Raw genomic sequence first — 13,531 nt, forward strand, 5'->3', positions numbered from 1 at the left:
GGATCAGAAGCTGGAAATGGACGGCGAAACGGAGAGCTTTTTCTTTCCGCCATCACCAGCGGAAGAAGACACGTCACTCACGTTGAATATTGACGGCTGGGAAGGGCCGCTCGATCTTTTGCTGGCGCTTGCACGCAATCAGAAAGTCGATTTGCGGGAAATCTCGATCTTGGAATTGGTCCAGCAATATTTGAAATATATCTCCGATGCGCAAAGTTTGAAGCTGGAACTGGCGGCTGATTATCTGGTGATGGCGGCGTGGCTAACCTATTTAAAGTCAGGCTTGCTGCTGCCCAAGGATCCGGAAGTTGATCCTTCGCCGGAAGAATTGGCGCTGCGTCTGCAAATGCGGCTGGAGCGGCTGAATGCCATGCGGGAAGCAGGGGCTCGATTGCTCGCTCGCGACCGGATTGGCCGGGATGTATTTGCTCGCGGCGCGCCTGAAGGCCTGCGGGTTGTTAAAAACCGGCATTGGCAGGCGGAATATTTCGACCTGATTTCAGCTTATGGCCGCGTCAAATTGCGTAGCGTTCCACCTGTACATATCGTCAAACAGCGCATGGTGATGACACTGGAAGACGCATTGGCACGGGTATCATTGATGCTCGGCGAGGCAGTTGACTGGATGGACATCAGGGCCTTCCTCCCACCGGGCGCACCACCGCAATTGCGTAAATCGGCGCTGGCATCGAGCTTTGTTGCAGCGCTCGAACTGGCGCGACAGGGGAAATTGGAGCTTAGTCAGGAAGAGAGCTTTGCACCGTTAAAATTGAAAGCAAGCAGTGATGGATGAGCCAGTTAAAGATGACCGCGACCTGATCATGGGCATGAATGCCGAGATGGATGAAGGCACACGCGCCGTAGAAGCGACGCTGTTTGCGTCCGAAAACCCAATGACCATCGCTGATATCAAGCTCTATGTCGGCGAAGAGATTGATATTCGTGCTGCGCTCAATGATTTGCAGAATGATTATTCCGGGCGCGGTATATCGCTAGTGAAAGCCGGCGACCGTTGGCATTTTCAGACGGCGCATGACCTGTCGCATCTGCTGCGTCGGGAACGGGCGGAGCTACGCAAATTAAGCCGAGCGGGCATGGAAACACTGGCGATCATTGCTTATCACGAACCGGTTAGCCGCGCAGAGATCGAAGCGATCCGAGGCGTTCAGGTAGCAAAAGGTACGCTGGATGTGCTGATGGAAGCGGGTTGGGTCCGTCCAGCCGGTCGCCGTGAAGTGCCGGGAAGGCCGCTTATTTATGCCACAACGGCCGAATTCCTGACCCATTTTGGCCTGCAAAGCCGCAAGGAACTGCCGGGTATTGATGACCTGAAAGCCGCCGGTTTGCTGGACCCTGTCGATCTGGCGATGGAACGGCTGGAGATGGAGGCGGAAGAGGAATTGCCGCTGGAACAGGAACTTAACGAAGATGGTGCACAAGAAAATGATGATGACACCGCCGATTCACTGGAAAATGAGGCGGAAAGCGCTTAAGTAGAGCGCATAGATCAGGAGAATTTCGATGCAACCGAGTATTTGGCAGATTTTAATTGTAGCAGCACTGGTACTGATCCTGTTCGGTCGCGGCCGGATTTCGGAGATGATGGGTGATGTCGGCAAAGGCATTAAGTCCTTCAAAAAAGGCATTACCGAAGAAGAGGAAAGCGTGAAAGCTTCTGCGCAGATTGACAGCAAACCAGCTGATGTCAGCGCGGACAAAGCCACGACATCCGACAAGACCGCTGGCTAGGGCTGGTCCCGCTGGATCTAGGCCGGAACTGACGGCGCACAGATATGTTTGACCTTTCCATATCCGAGATCGCGATTATCGTGATCATTGCCATTGTCGTGATTGGCCCGAAAGAGCTTCCGCGCGCGCTTGCCACGGCAGGTCGCTGGATGGCAAAGGCCCGCGGCGTGATGGGCAATTTCCGCACTGGCTTTGACGCGATGGTTCGCGAGGCCGAGCTGCAGGAAATGGAAAAGAAATGGGCGTCTGAAAACGAACGCATCATGTTGGAGCATCCGACAGTTTCCGACGATGAGCCGCAGATGGAGCCATTGGACGGCCCGGCTGCACCTGATGAGAAAAGCGACAATGATCAGCCTGACCTGCCGTTAAACGATGATAGCCCAGAAAAACCGGGCGCATGAACGAGCAATCGGCACCGGACATAGATGACAGCAAGGCGCCGCTGATCGAGCATTTGATCGAGTTGCGCCAGCGCCTTGTATGGGCCGTGGTGGCCTTGGTCATCGCTTTTGCAGTCAGCTTTTATTTTGCAGACGAGATTTTCGGGCTGTTGGTCGTGCCGCTAACGGACGCCTTTCCGCCGGGTGAAGGGAAACTCGTTTTCACCAAGCTTTATGAAGCGTTTTTTGTTGAGATAAAGGTTGCGATGTTCGCTGCGTTCTTCCTCGCTTTTCCGATTATTTCCAACCAGCTCTGGGCCTTTGTTGCGCCGGGGCTTTATGCCAATGAGAAAAAGGCGTTCCTGCCATTTATCTTCGCCACGCCACTTTTGTTCACGGCGGGCGCGGCTCTGGCTTACTATATCGTGATGCCAACGGCTTTCCGGTTTTTCCTCGGCTTTGAAGGCGAAGTAGGCGGCCTGACGCAGGAAGCCTTGCCCGCAATGGGTGATTATCTCGATCTGGTGATGCGATTCATCTTAGCCTTTGGCGTCTGTTTCCAGCTGCCAGTGCTGCTGTTGCTGCTCAATCGCGCAGGCTTGGTCACACGCCAGCAGCTTATCGGGCTGCGCCGCTACATGGTTGTCGCAGCCTTTGTATTGGCTGCGATACTAACGCCGCCGGACGTTGTGTCGCAGTTCCTACTCGGCCTGCCATTGATCATGCTCTACGAAGTATCGCTAGCGATCATGTGGTTTACCGAGCGCAAGCGCGCCAAGCTGGAAGAAACCAGCGAATAGCTTAATTTATAGCGTCTTCACCGGCGCGGCCGACTGATTCGATATCTTGGCCGACGCCCTGCACGGTATTGCAGGCCGCTAGAACCAGCGTCGATGAAATTATCAATGATGTCAAAATCTTGCGCATGTTCATTCTCCCGATGAAATGGATTAATCGATCGCCCGTTCGCCAGCACGGCCAACGGATTTAATATCATCGCCAACACCTTGCACAGTGTTGCACGCGCCCAGTATAAGCGCTGAAGATAGGGCGATAGAAGCGATTATTTTGCGCATAAGGGTAACTCCTGATCCTGCGTTTATAGCAGAAACACGAAGCCACCCCGATTTTGGGCCCGATTTCCGCTAGAAACTAAATTTTGCGCTGACACGAATATCACGCCCAGCCAGCGGTACAAAATCTTTCGTGAACGAAGCATGACGACGCGCTTTCACATCAAAGATATTATTGGCCGAGGCGAGCAGGGTCACGCCGCCATCCTTACCCAAAGGCCGCCATGCAGCGGAGGCATTGACCATGGTAAAGCTGTCGGTTGACGTTTCAAAAGTCGAAACTCGGTTCTGGCTGTCTGACCATTCCAGTTCCGCCCGCAAGTCGAGAGAATCGCTTTGGGCTCCAATACCGCCGAGCAGCCGCAAGGGCGGGATCCGCGGAACAGGGCCGCCGCCGTCCTTGATTTTCGCTCGGACATAATCGGCAACCCCGTCGGCGACAAAAGCAAATCCGCCTGCGCGAGCGAAAACGACAGATGCGGAGGCTTCAAAGCCATAATAGGTCGCATCTTCTTGAAAGAATTGGAAAACCGGCAAATCGTCCTCTTCTTCGCCAGTTTCCGTTTCAAAGATATAATCATCAAAGAAATTGGCATAAACGGTTGCGCTGAGTTGGACATCTTCTGAATTCCAGCGGGCATAAAGCTCGCCGCCCCAGCTTTTCTCGGTGGTGAAATTGGGATTGCCGATTTCAAACGCCTGCGTGGCAATATGCGGGCCGTCGGACAACAGTTCTTCTGCCGATGGGGCACGTTCCGAGCGAGAGAGATTGACGCCGAGTCTCAAACCATTGTCATCAGGGGCATAAGCAAAACCCAATGCACCCGAGAAACTGTCAAAACTGCGATCAAAATTGACAATATTGGATTTGATATCCGTATTGTCGAACCGGGCAGCGGCCTCGACTTCAAAATTGCCGAGATCGACTTCCTGTACGGTGAACAAAGCCCAGCTTTCGATGCTGTTTCTTGGAACGAAGGCTTCGGCGCCAATGGCGTTGAAATCGCGTACCAAAAGCTGCGTGCCGATCACACCGCGCCAGCCATTGCGTTCGTTTTGAACCAGTTCCGCGCGGGCTTCGATGCCTTCAACCTCAAAGACGGTACCAACTTCGTCGCCTTCAAATTCGGTATGCTCATAATCGGAATAACCGGCGCGCAGATTGAGCAATTCAAAGAAACCATCGCCCAGATTAACCCCGGCGCGGAGATCAGCACGGATCTGTTCGAGGCCGATGGTCACCGGACCTTCTTCCTCTTCTTCACCGGCGGGATCGGCTGGATCCCCATCTTCATGGCCATGTTCCGCGCCGGGCCGGGAGGGAACACCATAATCTGTGTCATAATAGCTGACCGAAAAGCCGATATGGCCGCCGTCTGTGATGTAGGCGAGACCGGTCGAGGCATTGTACGTACGGCTAGCGCTGTTGAATATTGTGCCCCGCTGATTGGCGGTTTCGGTTAGTTCGGCCGCTTCATCAAGATTGCCTTCTTCGGTTTCTTCTGCCACTTGCGCCAGCACTTCGCTGCGCAGTTCCGGCGATAGGACAAAGCCGGGTATGTCGAGATCACCGGTATCGCGGAAGCTGCCATTAATATGGAATACCAGCGACTCGGTCAGTGGTACATCTAGCGAGCCGCCGACGCTCCAATCATTGGCCGCGCTGCCGAAGCCGCCGACAGCATCAAGGTGAAAAGCTTCATCGGGAACATCGCGGGGAATACGCTTGTCGATGACGTTCACCGCGCCGCCAATTGCGTCGCCGCCGAACAACAGTACAGCTGGTCCGCGCAGCACTTCGACACTCTGGGCGGTCAAAGGATCAATTGAAACGGCATGATCGACCGAGGTGTTGGACGCATCTAGCGTCCCGATACCATCGGTCAGCACCCGGACCCGCGGGCCTTGGAAGCCGCGCAGGACCGGGCGGGAGGAGCCGGGGGCAAAGCTGGTCGCTGAAACACCGGGTAATTTGGTCAGACTGTCACCTATCTGGCCACGCAAATCGTTGGTCAGCTGATCGCCGGTGAGGACGGATGTGCCCGCCAATATGTCGAGCCGTTCGACATAAGGCGCGGTCACAACAATCGCGTCGTCATTATGAAAATCATCACCGGTTTCCGTCTGTTGAGCAGACTGGGCGAATGCAGGGGATACGGGCAATAATATAATAGCAGCGGAAGTCAGAAATTTATGATGGGACACGGACTACTCTTTTCTGGATTGGGGAACGATTAAAAGGGCGGATAGAGTAAATGATATGTTATATCAATTCCCTAATTGCATATTCGCAAAAGTGATGTAAATTTGCTACAGTATGGCCTTCTAGCGAGGAGAGGAATTATGACCCAATGGAAAGAAGACGGCTATCATAGCGTTACCGCCTATCTGACCGTCGATGATGCGGCAGCGGCGATCGATTTTTACAAAGCAGCTTTTGGTGCCGAGGAAGTCATGCGCATGCCGATGGGCGACAAGATTGGTCACGCGGATATATTGATCGGTGACAGCCATATCATGCTGTCCGATGAGTTTCCCGATATGGACAAGCTGGGTCCCAAGGCCCGGGGCGGTGCAACGTGCAGCCTGATGATCTATGTCGAAAATGCTGATGCCGCCTTCGACAAGGCGGTTGCGGCGGGCGCGACTGCGGTCCGGCCAGTAGAGGATCAGTTTTATGGTGATCGTTCCGGTTGGGTGAAAGACCCGTTCGGCCATGAATGGACATTGTCCACGCATATTGAAGATGTCAGTCCGGAAGAATTAAACCGGCGGATGGCTGAGATGATGGCAGGCGAAACGGCTTAAAATCATCCAACTACAGGATGACGAATATATATTTCTAGTTTAGGTTATCTTTCATGACCTTCACTAAAAAAATCCTGCTGCTCGGTTCTGGTGAACTGGGCCGCGAATTCGTTATTTCGGCCAAGCGTCTTGGCGCCTATGTTATCGCTTGTGACTCCTATGCTGCAGCTCCGGCAATGCAGGTCGCGGATGACAGCGAAGTCTTTTCCATGCTCGACGGCGACAAATTGCGTGCGGCCATTACAAAGCATCAGCCCGATCTGATCGTTCCGGAAGTTGAAGCCATCCGCACCGAAATTCTCGCCGAGGTAGAGGCTGAAGGCTTCAACGTTGTCCCTTCGGCCCGCGCGACCCAACTGACGATGAACCGTGACGCCATTCGCGATGTGGCGGCCAAGGAACTGGGCCTGACCACCTCGCGCTATCATTATGCTGAAAGCTTTGCCCAGGTGCAGGCCGCAGCTGACGACATTGGACTGCCGCTAGTGATCAAACCGGTCATGTCATCGTCCGGCAAGGGACAGAGCAAGGTCGATAGCGTCGCCGCCCTTGAAGCCGCGTGGACCTATGCAGTCGATAATATGCGCGGCGACCGCGCTCGTGTGATTGTCGAGCAGTTTATTGATTTTGATTATGAAATCACCCTGCTGACGGTTCGGACAAGGGAGGGCGTATTGTTCTGTCCCCCCATCGGTCACCGGCAAGAACGCGGAGACTATCAGGAAAGCTGGCAACCTGCCGCGATGAGTGAAGCAGCGCTGACCACCGCGCAGGATATGGCACGCCAAGTCGTGGATAATCTCGGCGGATATGGCCTGTTCGGCGTCGAGTTTTTTGTGACAAAAGACGGCGAAGTGATCTTCTCCGAACTCAGCCCGCGCCCACATGATACCGGTATGGTCACCCTGATCGGTCAAAACCTGAGCGAATTTGACCTCCACGCTCGCGCCATCATGGGCCTGCCAATCCCGCACATAGCCCTGACCGCCCCAGCCAGTGCGAGTGCGGTTATCTTGGCGGATCGCGACAGCGAGGATTTTGCTTTCACTGGCGTTGCCGAAGCATTGGCCCTCAGCAACGAAGGCGCTGAAGTGGATGTGCGGATATTCGGCAAACCGGTCACGCGGCCTTATCGGCGTATGGCGGTGGCACTGGCAACCGGCGCGGATAGCGATGAGGCCCGGACGCACGCGAAACAGGCGGCGGCTTCAGTCGGGATTGAATATCACTAAATAACGGTCTAGCCTTCGTTGTACTGAGGGTCGTGCAACTGCTGTTTGAAGGTCATTCTTCATTGTGGCTCCACTGGGAGTGCGGCGCATGATTCCTGTCGATCCCGTCAATCTGGCTGACTATGCGCCGTTTGACCCGTTTAGCTATTACATCCATATCATCATCGGGCTTGTCGGATGGGTTTGTGCGCTGGTTGCTCTGGCCTCGCAGAAAGGTAGTCGGCGTCATATTCTCGGCGGCCGGTTGTTCATCGTCAGTACGGTCGTGGTCTCTGTTACTGCCCTGGTTCTGCTGGCGACGCGTTTTGCTCCACCGTTATTTGTCGCCGCATTGACTGCGCTTTACGCCATCGCAACGGGCTATCTCGCGCTGCAACCGGGTTCCCAGAAGATCAAGCGCACCGAATATGGCCTGTTCGCCTTTGAGCTTGGCATGCTGCTTTTGTTCATGGCGATGGCGATCCCCAATGTCATGGCCGGGAATATCCCCGTGATGGGGCCGTTGGTAATCGCCATCATCCCGATCATTTTGCTCGTTGGTGACATAAACTTCTTCCGCAAAGCAGATCGGCGGCCTGCTATCCGAGTTCGGCGCCATTTGGCGCGGATGATCTGGGCGTTGATTATTTCGGTCCGCGCGCCGCTGGCTGAAATTTATGCCGAGCTATCGATCCCGGTCTTTTTCATATTATTCGGTCCATTGGTCGTTGCGCCGTTGATGATCTGGTTTTTTCTGAGAAAGTAGCCCCAACCAGATACGGTCGCTGCGAAATAGTGGGGCCTCGGTTCGGCATGAATGAAAAATGCTTGTTGACATCTGCCGCCTCTGATCGCTGATAGGCGGTCATAAAACTAACTGCATAAATCAACGGAGAGCCTCATTTATGACCGCCGAATATATTCTCTACGGATCGCCTTTGTCCCCCTTCCAACGCAAGGCGGAGGCGGTGCTAGCGCTGAAAGGCTTGGACTATGATTGTGTGGCGATCAATATCATGGCGATGCCGGACTGGTATCTGGAGATCAGCCCGCTGGCCCGGATTCCGGCCTTGCGGGATATGTCGATTGGTACCGAGGGAACGACCGGTACGATTGCGGATAGTTCGGCCATGTGCGGATATCTGGAAAAGAAATGCCCACAGCCTGCCGCTTATCCTGACGATCCGTTCCTCTATGGCCGGGCGCTATGGCTGGAGGAATATGCCGACAGCGTGATGGCGATGAACGGCGGCGGGGGTGTGTTCCGGCCGATTGTCTTTGCCGCAATGACTGGCGGCGAACCAGATATGGAAACCGCGCGCAAGACGTGGAATGAAAAATTGCCACCGCTCTATGATTACCTGGAAAGGGAACTAGACGGCGGGAAATATTTCCTCGGGGATAAGCTCTCCATCGCTGACATCTCCATCGCTGCCCAGCTCATGCAGACGGACCTGATTGCCGGACCACCGGACGCCGCTAAATGGCCTGGACTGGTCGCCTTTCTGGATGCGATGAACGCCCATGGAATTTTTCAGCGCAACCTGACCGCCTGTCAAAAAATGTTGGCAAAGATGGTTCCGGAGAAATTTGATCTGTCCTGATCGGCATGGCGGTCGAAACCGCCGCTGCTCATTAGTCCTCTGGTTCGAAGGCTAAGCAGCCGCGATTATAGAGCGCCAATATCAAATCCATCACGCCGTCGGAATGGATCAGCGCCTCGTCAATAGTCACGGGGGTTTGGGCACATAAGGTTTCGGCAATGGACATGGCATCGCCCGCACATTCGATGCACTGGCCATCAATGAACAGCAATAATTGCTGATCTTTGCGGATGAAGGAAAAGCGGCTTGCCGGATTGCGGCTCAATGGCACGCCTTGCTGCAACTGTTCGCGCAGCTCCTCCATCTCGATTGGCTCTTCCGGCTGCCAGTCTATTTGAGGATATTTAGGCGTGCTGTTATACTGTCCAAACCAGCGCGCGAAATTGTCGCGATCACCCATTTTCTCGGTAATCATCGCGTGGAGTCGATCAACGGCGTTGATTGATATTTCGCCCGGATTTTCCTGTATCGCCAGATCAGGATCACCATAGCGATCATCCTCTTGCTCCTGCATATCGGCCAACAAGTCATCGCACCAGTCCCCGATCAGCTCGCTGCGAGAAGGCGCGCGAAAGCCGATCGAATAGGTCATGCAATCATCACCCATCGCTATACCATCATGTGAGACACCCGGCGGGATATAGAGAATGTCGCCGGGCTCGCAGATAAATGTTTCCTCTGCTTCAAAATTGGCCAGCAAACGCAAATCATCATGTGGCAACAAGGCGCTGTTTTCATCGCAGTGGCCGCCCACTTGCCAGCGGCGTTTGCCAGCGCCTTGAATCAGAAACACGTCATATTGGTCAAAATGCGGGCCTACGCCGCCTTGGTCCGCGGCAAAGCTGACCATCACATCGTCGATGCGCCAATTGGGTATGAAGCGAAACGGCTCGATCAGCGCGGAAACCGCCGGGACCTGTTGATCGACGGCCTGCACAAGCAATGTCCAGTTGCTTCTCCCCAGACTATCGAAACGCTCTTCGGCCAACGGACCATGTTCCAATTGCCATGTCGCATCGGACTGCGTGACCAAGCGAGATTCGACACCTTCTTCACAAGCAAGTCCTGCCAGTTCATCTGGTACCAGCGGGTTGGCCCATGCGGCCCATGGGTTTTTGATATGGAGTGGTTTCTTTTGCCAGCTACCCTGAAGGAAGGTCGCGATATCGAAATTCTTGAAGTGCATGGGTGCTCCTTAGGGAAACAGGCGGCATTAGGATATCCAATAAATTTCCGTCCGAACATAAGCGCTATTCCATTGCCCGATCCAGTCATCAATGCCACAGACAAGCCATGGCTGATCTCGTCCTGTTCAACAAACCTTATGGCGTGCTTTCGCAATTTACCGATCGCGGTACTGTTACCGAGCGTCAGACGCTGTCGGATTTTATCGATCTGCCGGGCATCTATCCAGCGGGGCGGCTGGATCGCGACAGCGAAGGCCTGATGCTGTTAACCGGCGACGGCAAATTACAGGCGCGGATTGCCGACCCCAAATTCAAAATGCCGAAAACCTATCTGGTGCAGGTTGAGGGGGAGCCTGATGACGCTGCCTTGAATATGCTGAGGCAAGGCGTCCGCCTGAAAGATGGCCTGACGCGCCCGGCTGAGGTTGAACCGATAGAAGACCCGGCCCTATGGCCGCGCGATCCGCCGATACGGGTGCGCAAAAATATCCCCGACAGCTGGCTGAAACTGACGATCAGGGAAGGGCGCAATCGGCAGGTGCGCAGGATGACGGCGGCCGCCGGTCATCCAACCTTGCGATTGATCCGCTGGAGCATCGGCGACTGGACGGTGGAAGATTTGCCGCTGGGTGAATGGCGGAAGGATGCTTGAGAAACGGCATTTGCGGGCTTCAACGCTTTTCACTGCCCGGAAAAAGTCTGTCCTACATTACCCATTTTCAGATATAGTATCTGCCATGAACATGCCCGCTAAAACCTCTCATCTATACCGGTCAGCCGAAAATAGATTGCGCGAGCGAGCGCGTGTGAATTGTGTGAACTTTGCAATGAAACGACCGGACCGAAAAAGCGCAAAGGGGTCTGTGATGTGTGTGAACTTTGATAGGAAGCCACGGGATATAGAACCCTCAAAGGGGCTTCTGTACTTTGTGAACTTCGTAGGCAAATGCTTGACCGCAAAGCGGAAAAGATACCGCACCAGTAAAGCTGCGCTTTGCCCCACCCAAATTGTCCCCGCTTGTCGTCATTCGTCCGCCAGACTATGGAAGGCACTATGAACATAGTACCAAACACGCTTGACCTTATTGGCAACACACCGCTCGTCCGTCTTGCTGGCCCCAGTGCAGAGGCAGGTTGCGACATTTATGGCAAATGCGAATTTGCCAATCCCGGCGCATCGGTGAAAGATCGCGCTGCCCTTTTCATTGTGCAGGATGCTGAAGAGCGCGGTTTGCTCAAACCCGGAGGCATGATTGTCGAAGGCACGGCAGGCAATACCGGTATCGGGATTGCGCTCGTCGCCAATGCCAAGGGCTATAAGACGACGATTGTCATGCCCGAAACCCAGAGCCGTGAGAAAATGGATACGCTGCGCGCGCTTGGCGCAAAGCTGGTTCTGGTGCCCGCTGCACCCTATGCCAATCCTGGACATTTTGTGCATACCTCCCGCTGCTTGGCCGAAGAAACGGAAGGCGCGGTCTGGGCCAACCAGTTTGACAATGTTGCCAATCGGCGCGCGCATATCGAAACGACCGCTGAAGAAATCTGGACCCAGATGGATGGCAAAGTCGATGGATTTGTCTGTGCTGCTGGCACGGGCGGGACGATTGCTGGCGTTGGCATGGGCCTCAAGGCAAAAAATGAAAATGTGAAAATCGGTCTGGCCGATCCGCATGGCGCAGCGCTCTACAATTACTATGCCCATGGCGAACTGAAGTCGGAGGGCAGCAGTGTCGCCGAAGGTATTGGGCAGGGCCGAATTACCGGCAATCTGGAAGACGCGCCGATCGACACCCAATATCGCATCAGCGATGAAGAAGGCATGAAATGGGTTGAGCGCTTGCTTCAGGAAGAAGGGCTTTGCCTTGGGCTCTCATCCGGTATTAATGTTGCCGGTGCTATTGCGCTGGGCAAAGAGCTTGGGCCGGACAGCCGGATTGCGACGATCCTGTGTGATACCGGTTTCCGCTATTTGTCGTCGCTCTACAATGCCGAATGGTTGCAGCAAAAAGGATTGCCAGTTTTTCCCTGGCTCATAGAAGATGATTGAAGACCCCGAAAAGCAAAACGCCAAAAAAGACAATAATGGTCAGGATACGATTCAGCGCATCCAGGTTGGCGTAGTCGGTCTTGTGGCGGTGTTGCTGGTCGTCAGCGTTGCCAATTTCGTTTTGCAACGCGCCAGTGACGAACAGTCTGCGATTCAGGAAATTCAAACTGAGGCTCTTGAAAATGCTGGCCGCATTGCGGCTGAAGCCGAACCCACCCCGGTGCCCGTGCAGGCACCGGCTGAGCCATTGGCCGAGATGGGGATTACACCCGCGCCCGTACAAGAGGAAGAGGTTGTTGAGCCTGTTCCAATCGTTCCGGGCACGCGCGCGCAGGTTGTTCCCGATCTGGAACCCGATCCGAAGCTGGAAGCGCCGATGGATAAGGAGCAATAATCTTTGTTGCGGATGACCCGATTGGGACTGACCGCGCTGGCCGCAGGTTTGCTTGTCCAATGTAGTCCCGCCGCTACCAATGCTTCTTCCGAGAATAGCGCGCCTGCGAAAATTCAGTTGATGACAAGCCTGCCGATAATCTGGGGCGAAGGCGCATCGATGCAGAGCATATTATCTGGCAAGACATCTCCGGCACCCATTTATGCCTATTGGCAGCAAAAATATGACATCGCGGCCGTCGACAGTTTTGAAGCTTTGGATGAATCGGGGGCAGATATCGTCCTGCTGGCCCAGCCGCCAGCCATGGACCCAGCGGATATTGCTGCGCTTGATGCATGGGTCAGGGCAGGCGGCAAAGCGATCATCCTGACGGATCCGATGTTGTTATGGCCAACGGACTTGCCGCTGGGCCACAAAGGCCGGCCGCTGGCGTCGGGTTTATTATCACCTTTGCTGGAGCATTGGGGATTGGAATTGCAAGCACCGGACGAAGCGGGCTCCGGTGGTGTGGAACTGGAATTTTCCGGGGCGACCATTGCAACGGCTGGCATCGGGACTCTCAAACTCCTGCAAAAGCAATCATCCGACAATGATAAATGTATATTGAGCGTCGCCAATGTCATAGCCAGCTGTAAAGTCGGAAAGGGGCGTGCGATCATTATGGCTGACGCCGATTTTTTAAATGATGCATTTTGGCCCGATGCTGCAACCGGGGCAGATGAAAGCCGTCCGGAAGATGCGAGAGGATTGACCGATATTTTCATTGCCGATTTGCACAATGAGTCATGATTCTCGTGAGAGGGAGAATGTTAAGGTCGGCTTATTCTCTGTGTTTCCAACCACTAAACCGAGTTTCAGCCGGATCCGTCGAAAGGAGCGAAAAATAAAATACAATAAAATCAGATAGATAGACGAATTCACCCAGAATATCCCTTAAAATCCCGTAAAATCCCCTTCCATCCCCAGCTCTCCCCTGTTAACCCTATTGCGTTATCGGGGTAAATTTCCTGTCCGGGATTCTGGTGTTTCGGGAGTGGCTCGCTGCGCGCTTCTCCAAACAGGAGAGATTTGC

General features: G+C 54.3%; 17 protein-coding genes. 13 read left to right on the plus strand and 4 right to left on the minus strand.

Annotated elements, in window-relative coordinates:
• The first annotated feature begins 16 nt into the window (after positions 1-16).
• Genes ABJM21_RS03685 through tatC form a run of 5 tightly spaced genes read left to right on the plus strand, consistent with a single transcriptional unit; the run spans position 17 to position 2,932 of the window.
• Positions 17-793, plus strand: coding sequence for a ScpA family protein (locus tag ABJM21_RS03685; protein ID WP_348303354.1), 777 nt, complete (start codon positions 17-19; stop codon positions 791-793).
• Positions 794-827: 34 nt separating this feature from the next.
• A complete protein-coding gene (gene scpB / locus ABJM21_RS03690) occupies positions 828-1,493 on the plus strand; it encodes an SMC-Scp complex subunit ScpB (protein ID WP_348303352.1) in 666 nt (221 codons plus the stop codon).
• 28 nt (positions 1,494-1,521) lie between these two features.
• Positions 1,522-1,749 carry a twin-arginine translocase TatA/TatE family subunit gene (locus ABJM21_RS03695; protein WP_348302750.1) on the plus strand — a complete coding sequence of 76 codons (228 nt, stop codon included), beginning with the start codon at positions 1,522-1,524 and terminating at the stop codon, positions 1,747-1,749.
• A gap of 44 nt (positions 1,750-1,793) precedes the next feature.
• Positions 1,794-2,153: a Sec-independent protein translocase protein TatB gene (gene tatB / locus ABJM21_RS03700; protein WP_348302749.1), complete on the plus strand. Its 360-nt coding sequence runs from the start codon at positions 1,794-1,796 to the stop codon at positions 2,151-2,153.
• Positions 2,150-2,932, plus strand: coding sequence for a twin-arginine translocase subunit TatC (gene tatC / locus ABJM21_RS03705; protein WP_348302748.1), 783 nt, complete (start codon positions 2,150-2,152; stop codon positions 2,930-2,932). Before tatB ends, tatC begins: the two co-directional genes overlap by 4 nt.
• Position 2,933: 1 nt before the next feature.
• Here tatC and ABJM21_RS03710 read toward each other — a convergent pair whose 3' ends face one another.
• The 3 genes from ABJM21_RS03710 to ABJM21_RS03720 all read right to left on the minus strand — a co-directional run bounded on the left by ABJM21_RS03710 (position 2,934) and on the right by ABJM21_RS03720 (position 5,410).
• Positions 2,934-3,059 carry an entericidin A/B family lipoprotein gene (locus tag ABJM21_RS03710; RefSeq protein ID WP_348302747.1) on the minus strand — a complete coding sequence of 42 codons (126 nt, stop codon included), beginning with the start codon at positions 3,057-3,059 and terminating at the stop codon, positions 2,934-2,936.
• Positions 3,060-3,082: 23 nt separating this feature from the next.
• Positions 3,083-3,208, minus strand: a complete 126-nt coding sequence (locus ABJM21_RS03715; RefSeq protein ID WP_348302746.1) for an Entericidin EcnA/B family protein — start codon at positions 3,206-3,208, stop codon at positions 3,083-3,085.
• Positions 3,209-3,277: 69 nt separating this feature from the next.
• Positions 3,278-5,410: a TonB-dependent receptor gene (locus ABJM21_RS03720; protein ID WP_348302745.1), complete on the minus strand. Its 2,133-nt coding sequence runs from the start codon at positions 5,408-5,410 to the stop codon at positions 3,278-3,280.
• Between the two features lie 138 nt (positions 5,411-5,548).
• Here ABJM21_RS03720 and ABJM21_RS03725 point away from each other — a divergent pair, with 138 nt between their 5' ends.
• The 4 genes from ABJM21_RS03725 (at position 5,549) to ABJM21_RS03740 (ending at position 8,828) form a co-directional block, all read left to right on the plus strand.
• Entirely contained in the window at positions 5,549-6,013 is a 465-nt protein-coding gene (locus ABJM21_RS03725) for a VOC family protein (RefSeq protein ID WP_348302744.1), read from the plus strand.
• Positions 6,014-6,066: 53 nt separating this feature from the next.
• Complete coding sequence (gene purT / locus ABJM21_RS03730; RefSeq protein WP_348302743.1) at positions 6,067-7,245, plus strand: formate-dependent phosphoribosylglycinamide formyltransferase; 1,179 nt, start codon at positions 6,067-6,069, stop codon at positions 7,243-7,245.
• An 88-nt stretch (positions 7,246-7,333) separates the two neighbouring features.
• The gene (locus tag ABJM21_RS03735) at positions 7,334-7,990 is read left to right on the plus strand and encodes a hypothetical protein (protein ID WP_348302742.1); all 657 of its coding nucleotides are present in this window, start codon (positions 7,334-7,336) and stop codon (positions 7,988-7,990) included.
• A gap of 139 nt (positions 7,991-8,129) precedes the next feature.
• A complete protein-coding gene (locus tag ABJM21_RS03740) occupies positions 8,130-8,828 on the plus strand; it encodes a glutathione S-transferase family protein (protein WP_348302741.1) in 699 nt (232 codons plus the stop codon).
• A gap of 31 nt (positions 8,829-8,859) precedes the next feature.
• Here the strand turns inward: ABJM21_RS03740 and ABJM21_RS03745 are convergent, their stop codons facing one another.
• A complete protein-coding gene (locus ABJM21_RS03745) occupies positions 8,860-10,014 on the minus strand; it encodes a cupin domain-containing protein (RefSeq protein WP_348302740.1) in 1,155 nt (384 codons plus the stop codon).
• 107 nt (positions 10,015-10,121) lie between these two features.
• On the opposite strand from ABJM21_RS03745, the gene ABJM21_RS03750 reads away from it, so the two are divergent.
• The 4 genes from ABJM21_RS03750 to ABJM21_RS03765 all read left to right on the plus strand — a co-directional run bounded on the left by ABJM21_RS03750 (position 10,122) and on the right by ABJM21_RS03765 (position 13,248).
• Complete coding sequence (locus tag ABJM21_RS03750; RefSeq protein ID WP_348302739.1) at positions 10,122-10,667, plus strand: pseudouridine synthase; 546 nt, start codon at positions 10,122-10,124, stop codon at positions 10,665-10,667.
• A gap of 402 nt (positions 10,668-11,069) precedes the next feature.
• The gene (locus tag ABJM21_RS03755) at positions 11,070-12,065 is read left to right on the plus strand and encodes a cysteine synthase A (RefSeq protein ID WP_348302738.1); all 996 of its coding nucleotides are present in this window, start codon (positions 11,070-11,072) and stop codon (positions 12,063-12,065) included.
• Complete coding sequence (locus ABJM21_RS03760) at positions 12,058-12,459, plus strand: hypothetical protein (RefSeq protein WP_348302737.1); 402 nt, start codon at positions 12,058-12,060, stop codon at positions 12,457-12,459. Before ABJM21_RS03755 ends, ABJM21_RS03760 begins: the two co-directional genes overlap by 8 nt.
• Before the next feature lie 12 nt (positions 12,460-12,471).
• Positions 12,472-13,248 (plus strand): DUF4350 domain-containing protein, encoded by a 777-nt coding sequence (locus ABJM21_RS03765; protein WP_348303350.1) that lies wholly within the window; start codon positions 12,472-12,474, stop codon positions 13,246-13,248.
• The last annotated feature ends 283 nt before the right edge of the window (positions 13,249-13,531 follow it).

Origin of the sequence: Parasphingorhabdus sp., assembly GCF_039977335.1 — a bacterium.
Classification (GTDB): Bacteria; Pseudomonadota; Alphaproteobacteria; order Sphingomonadales; family Sphingomonadaceae; genus Parasphingorhabdus.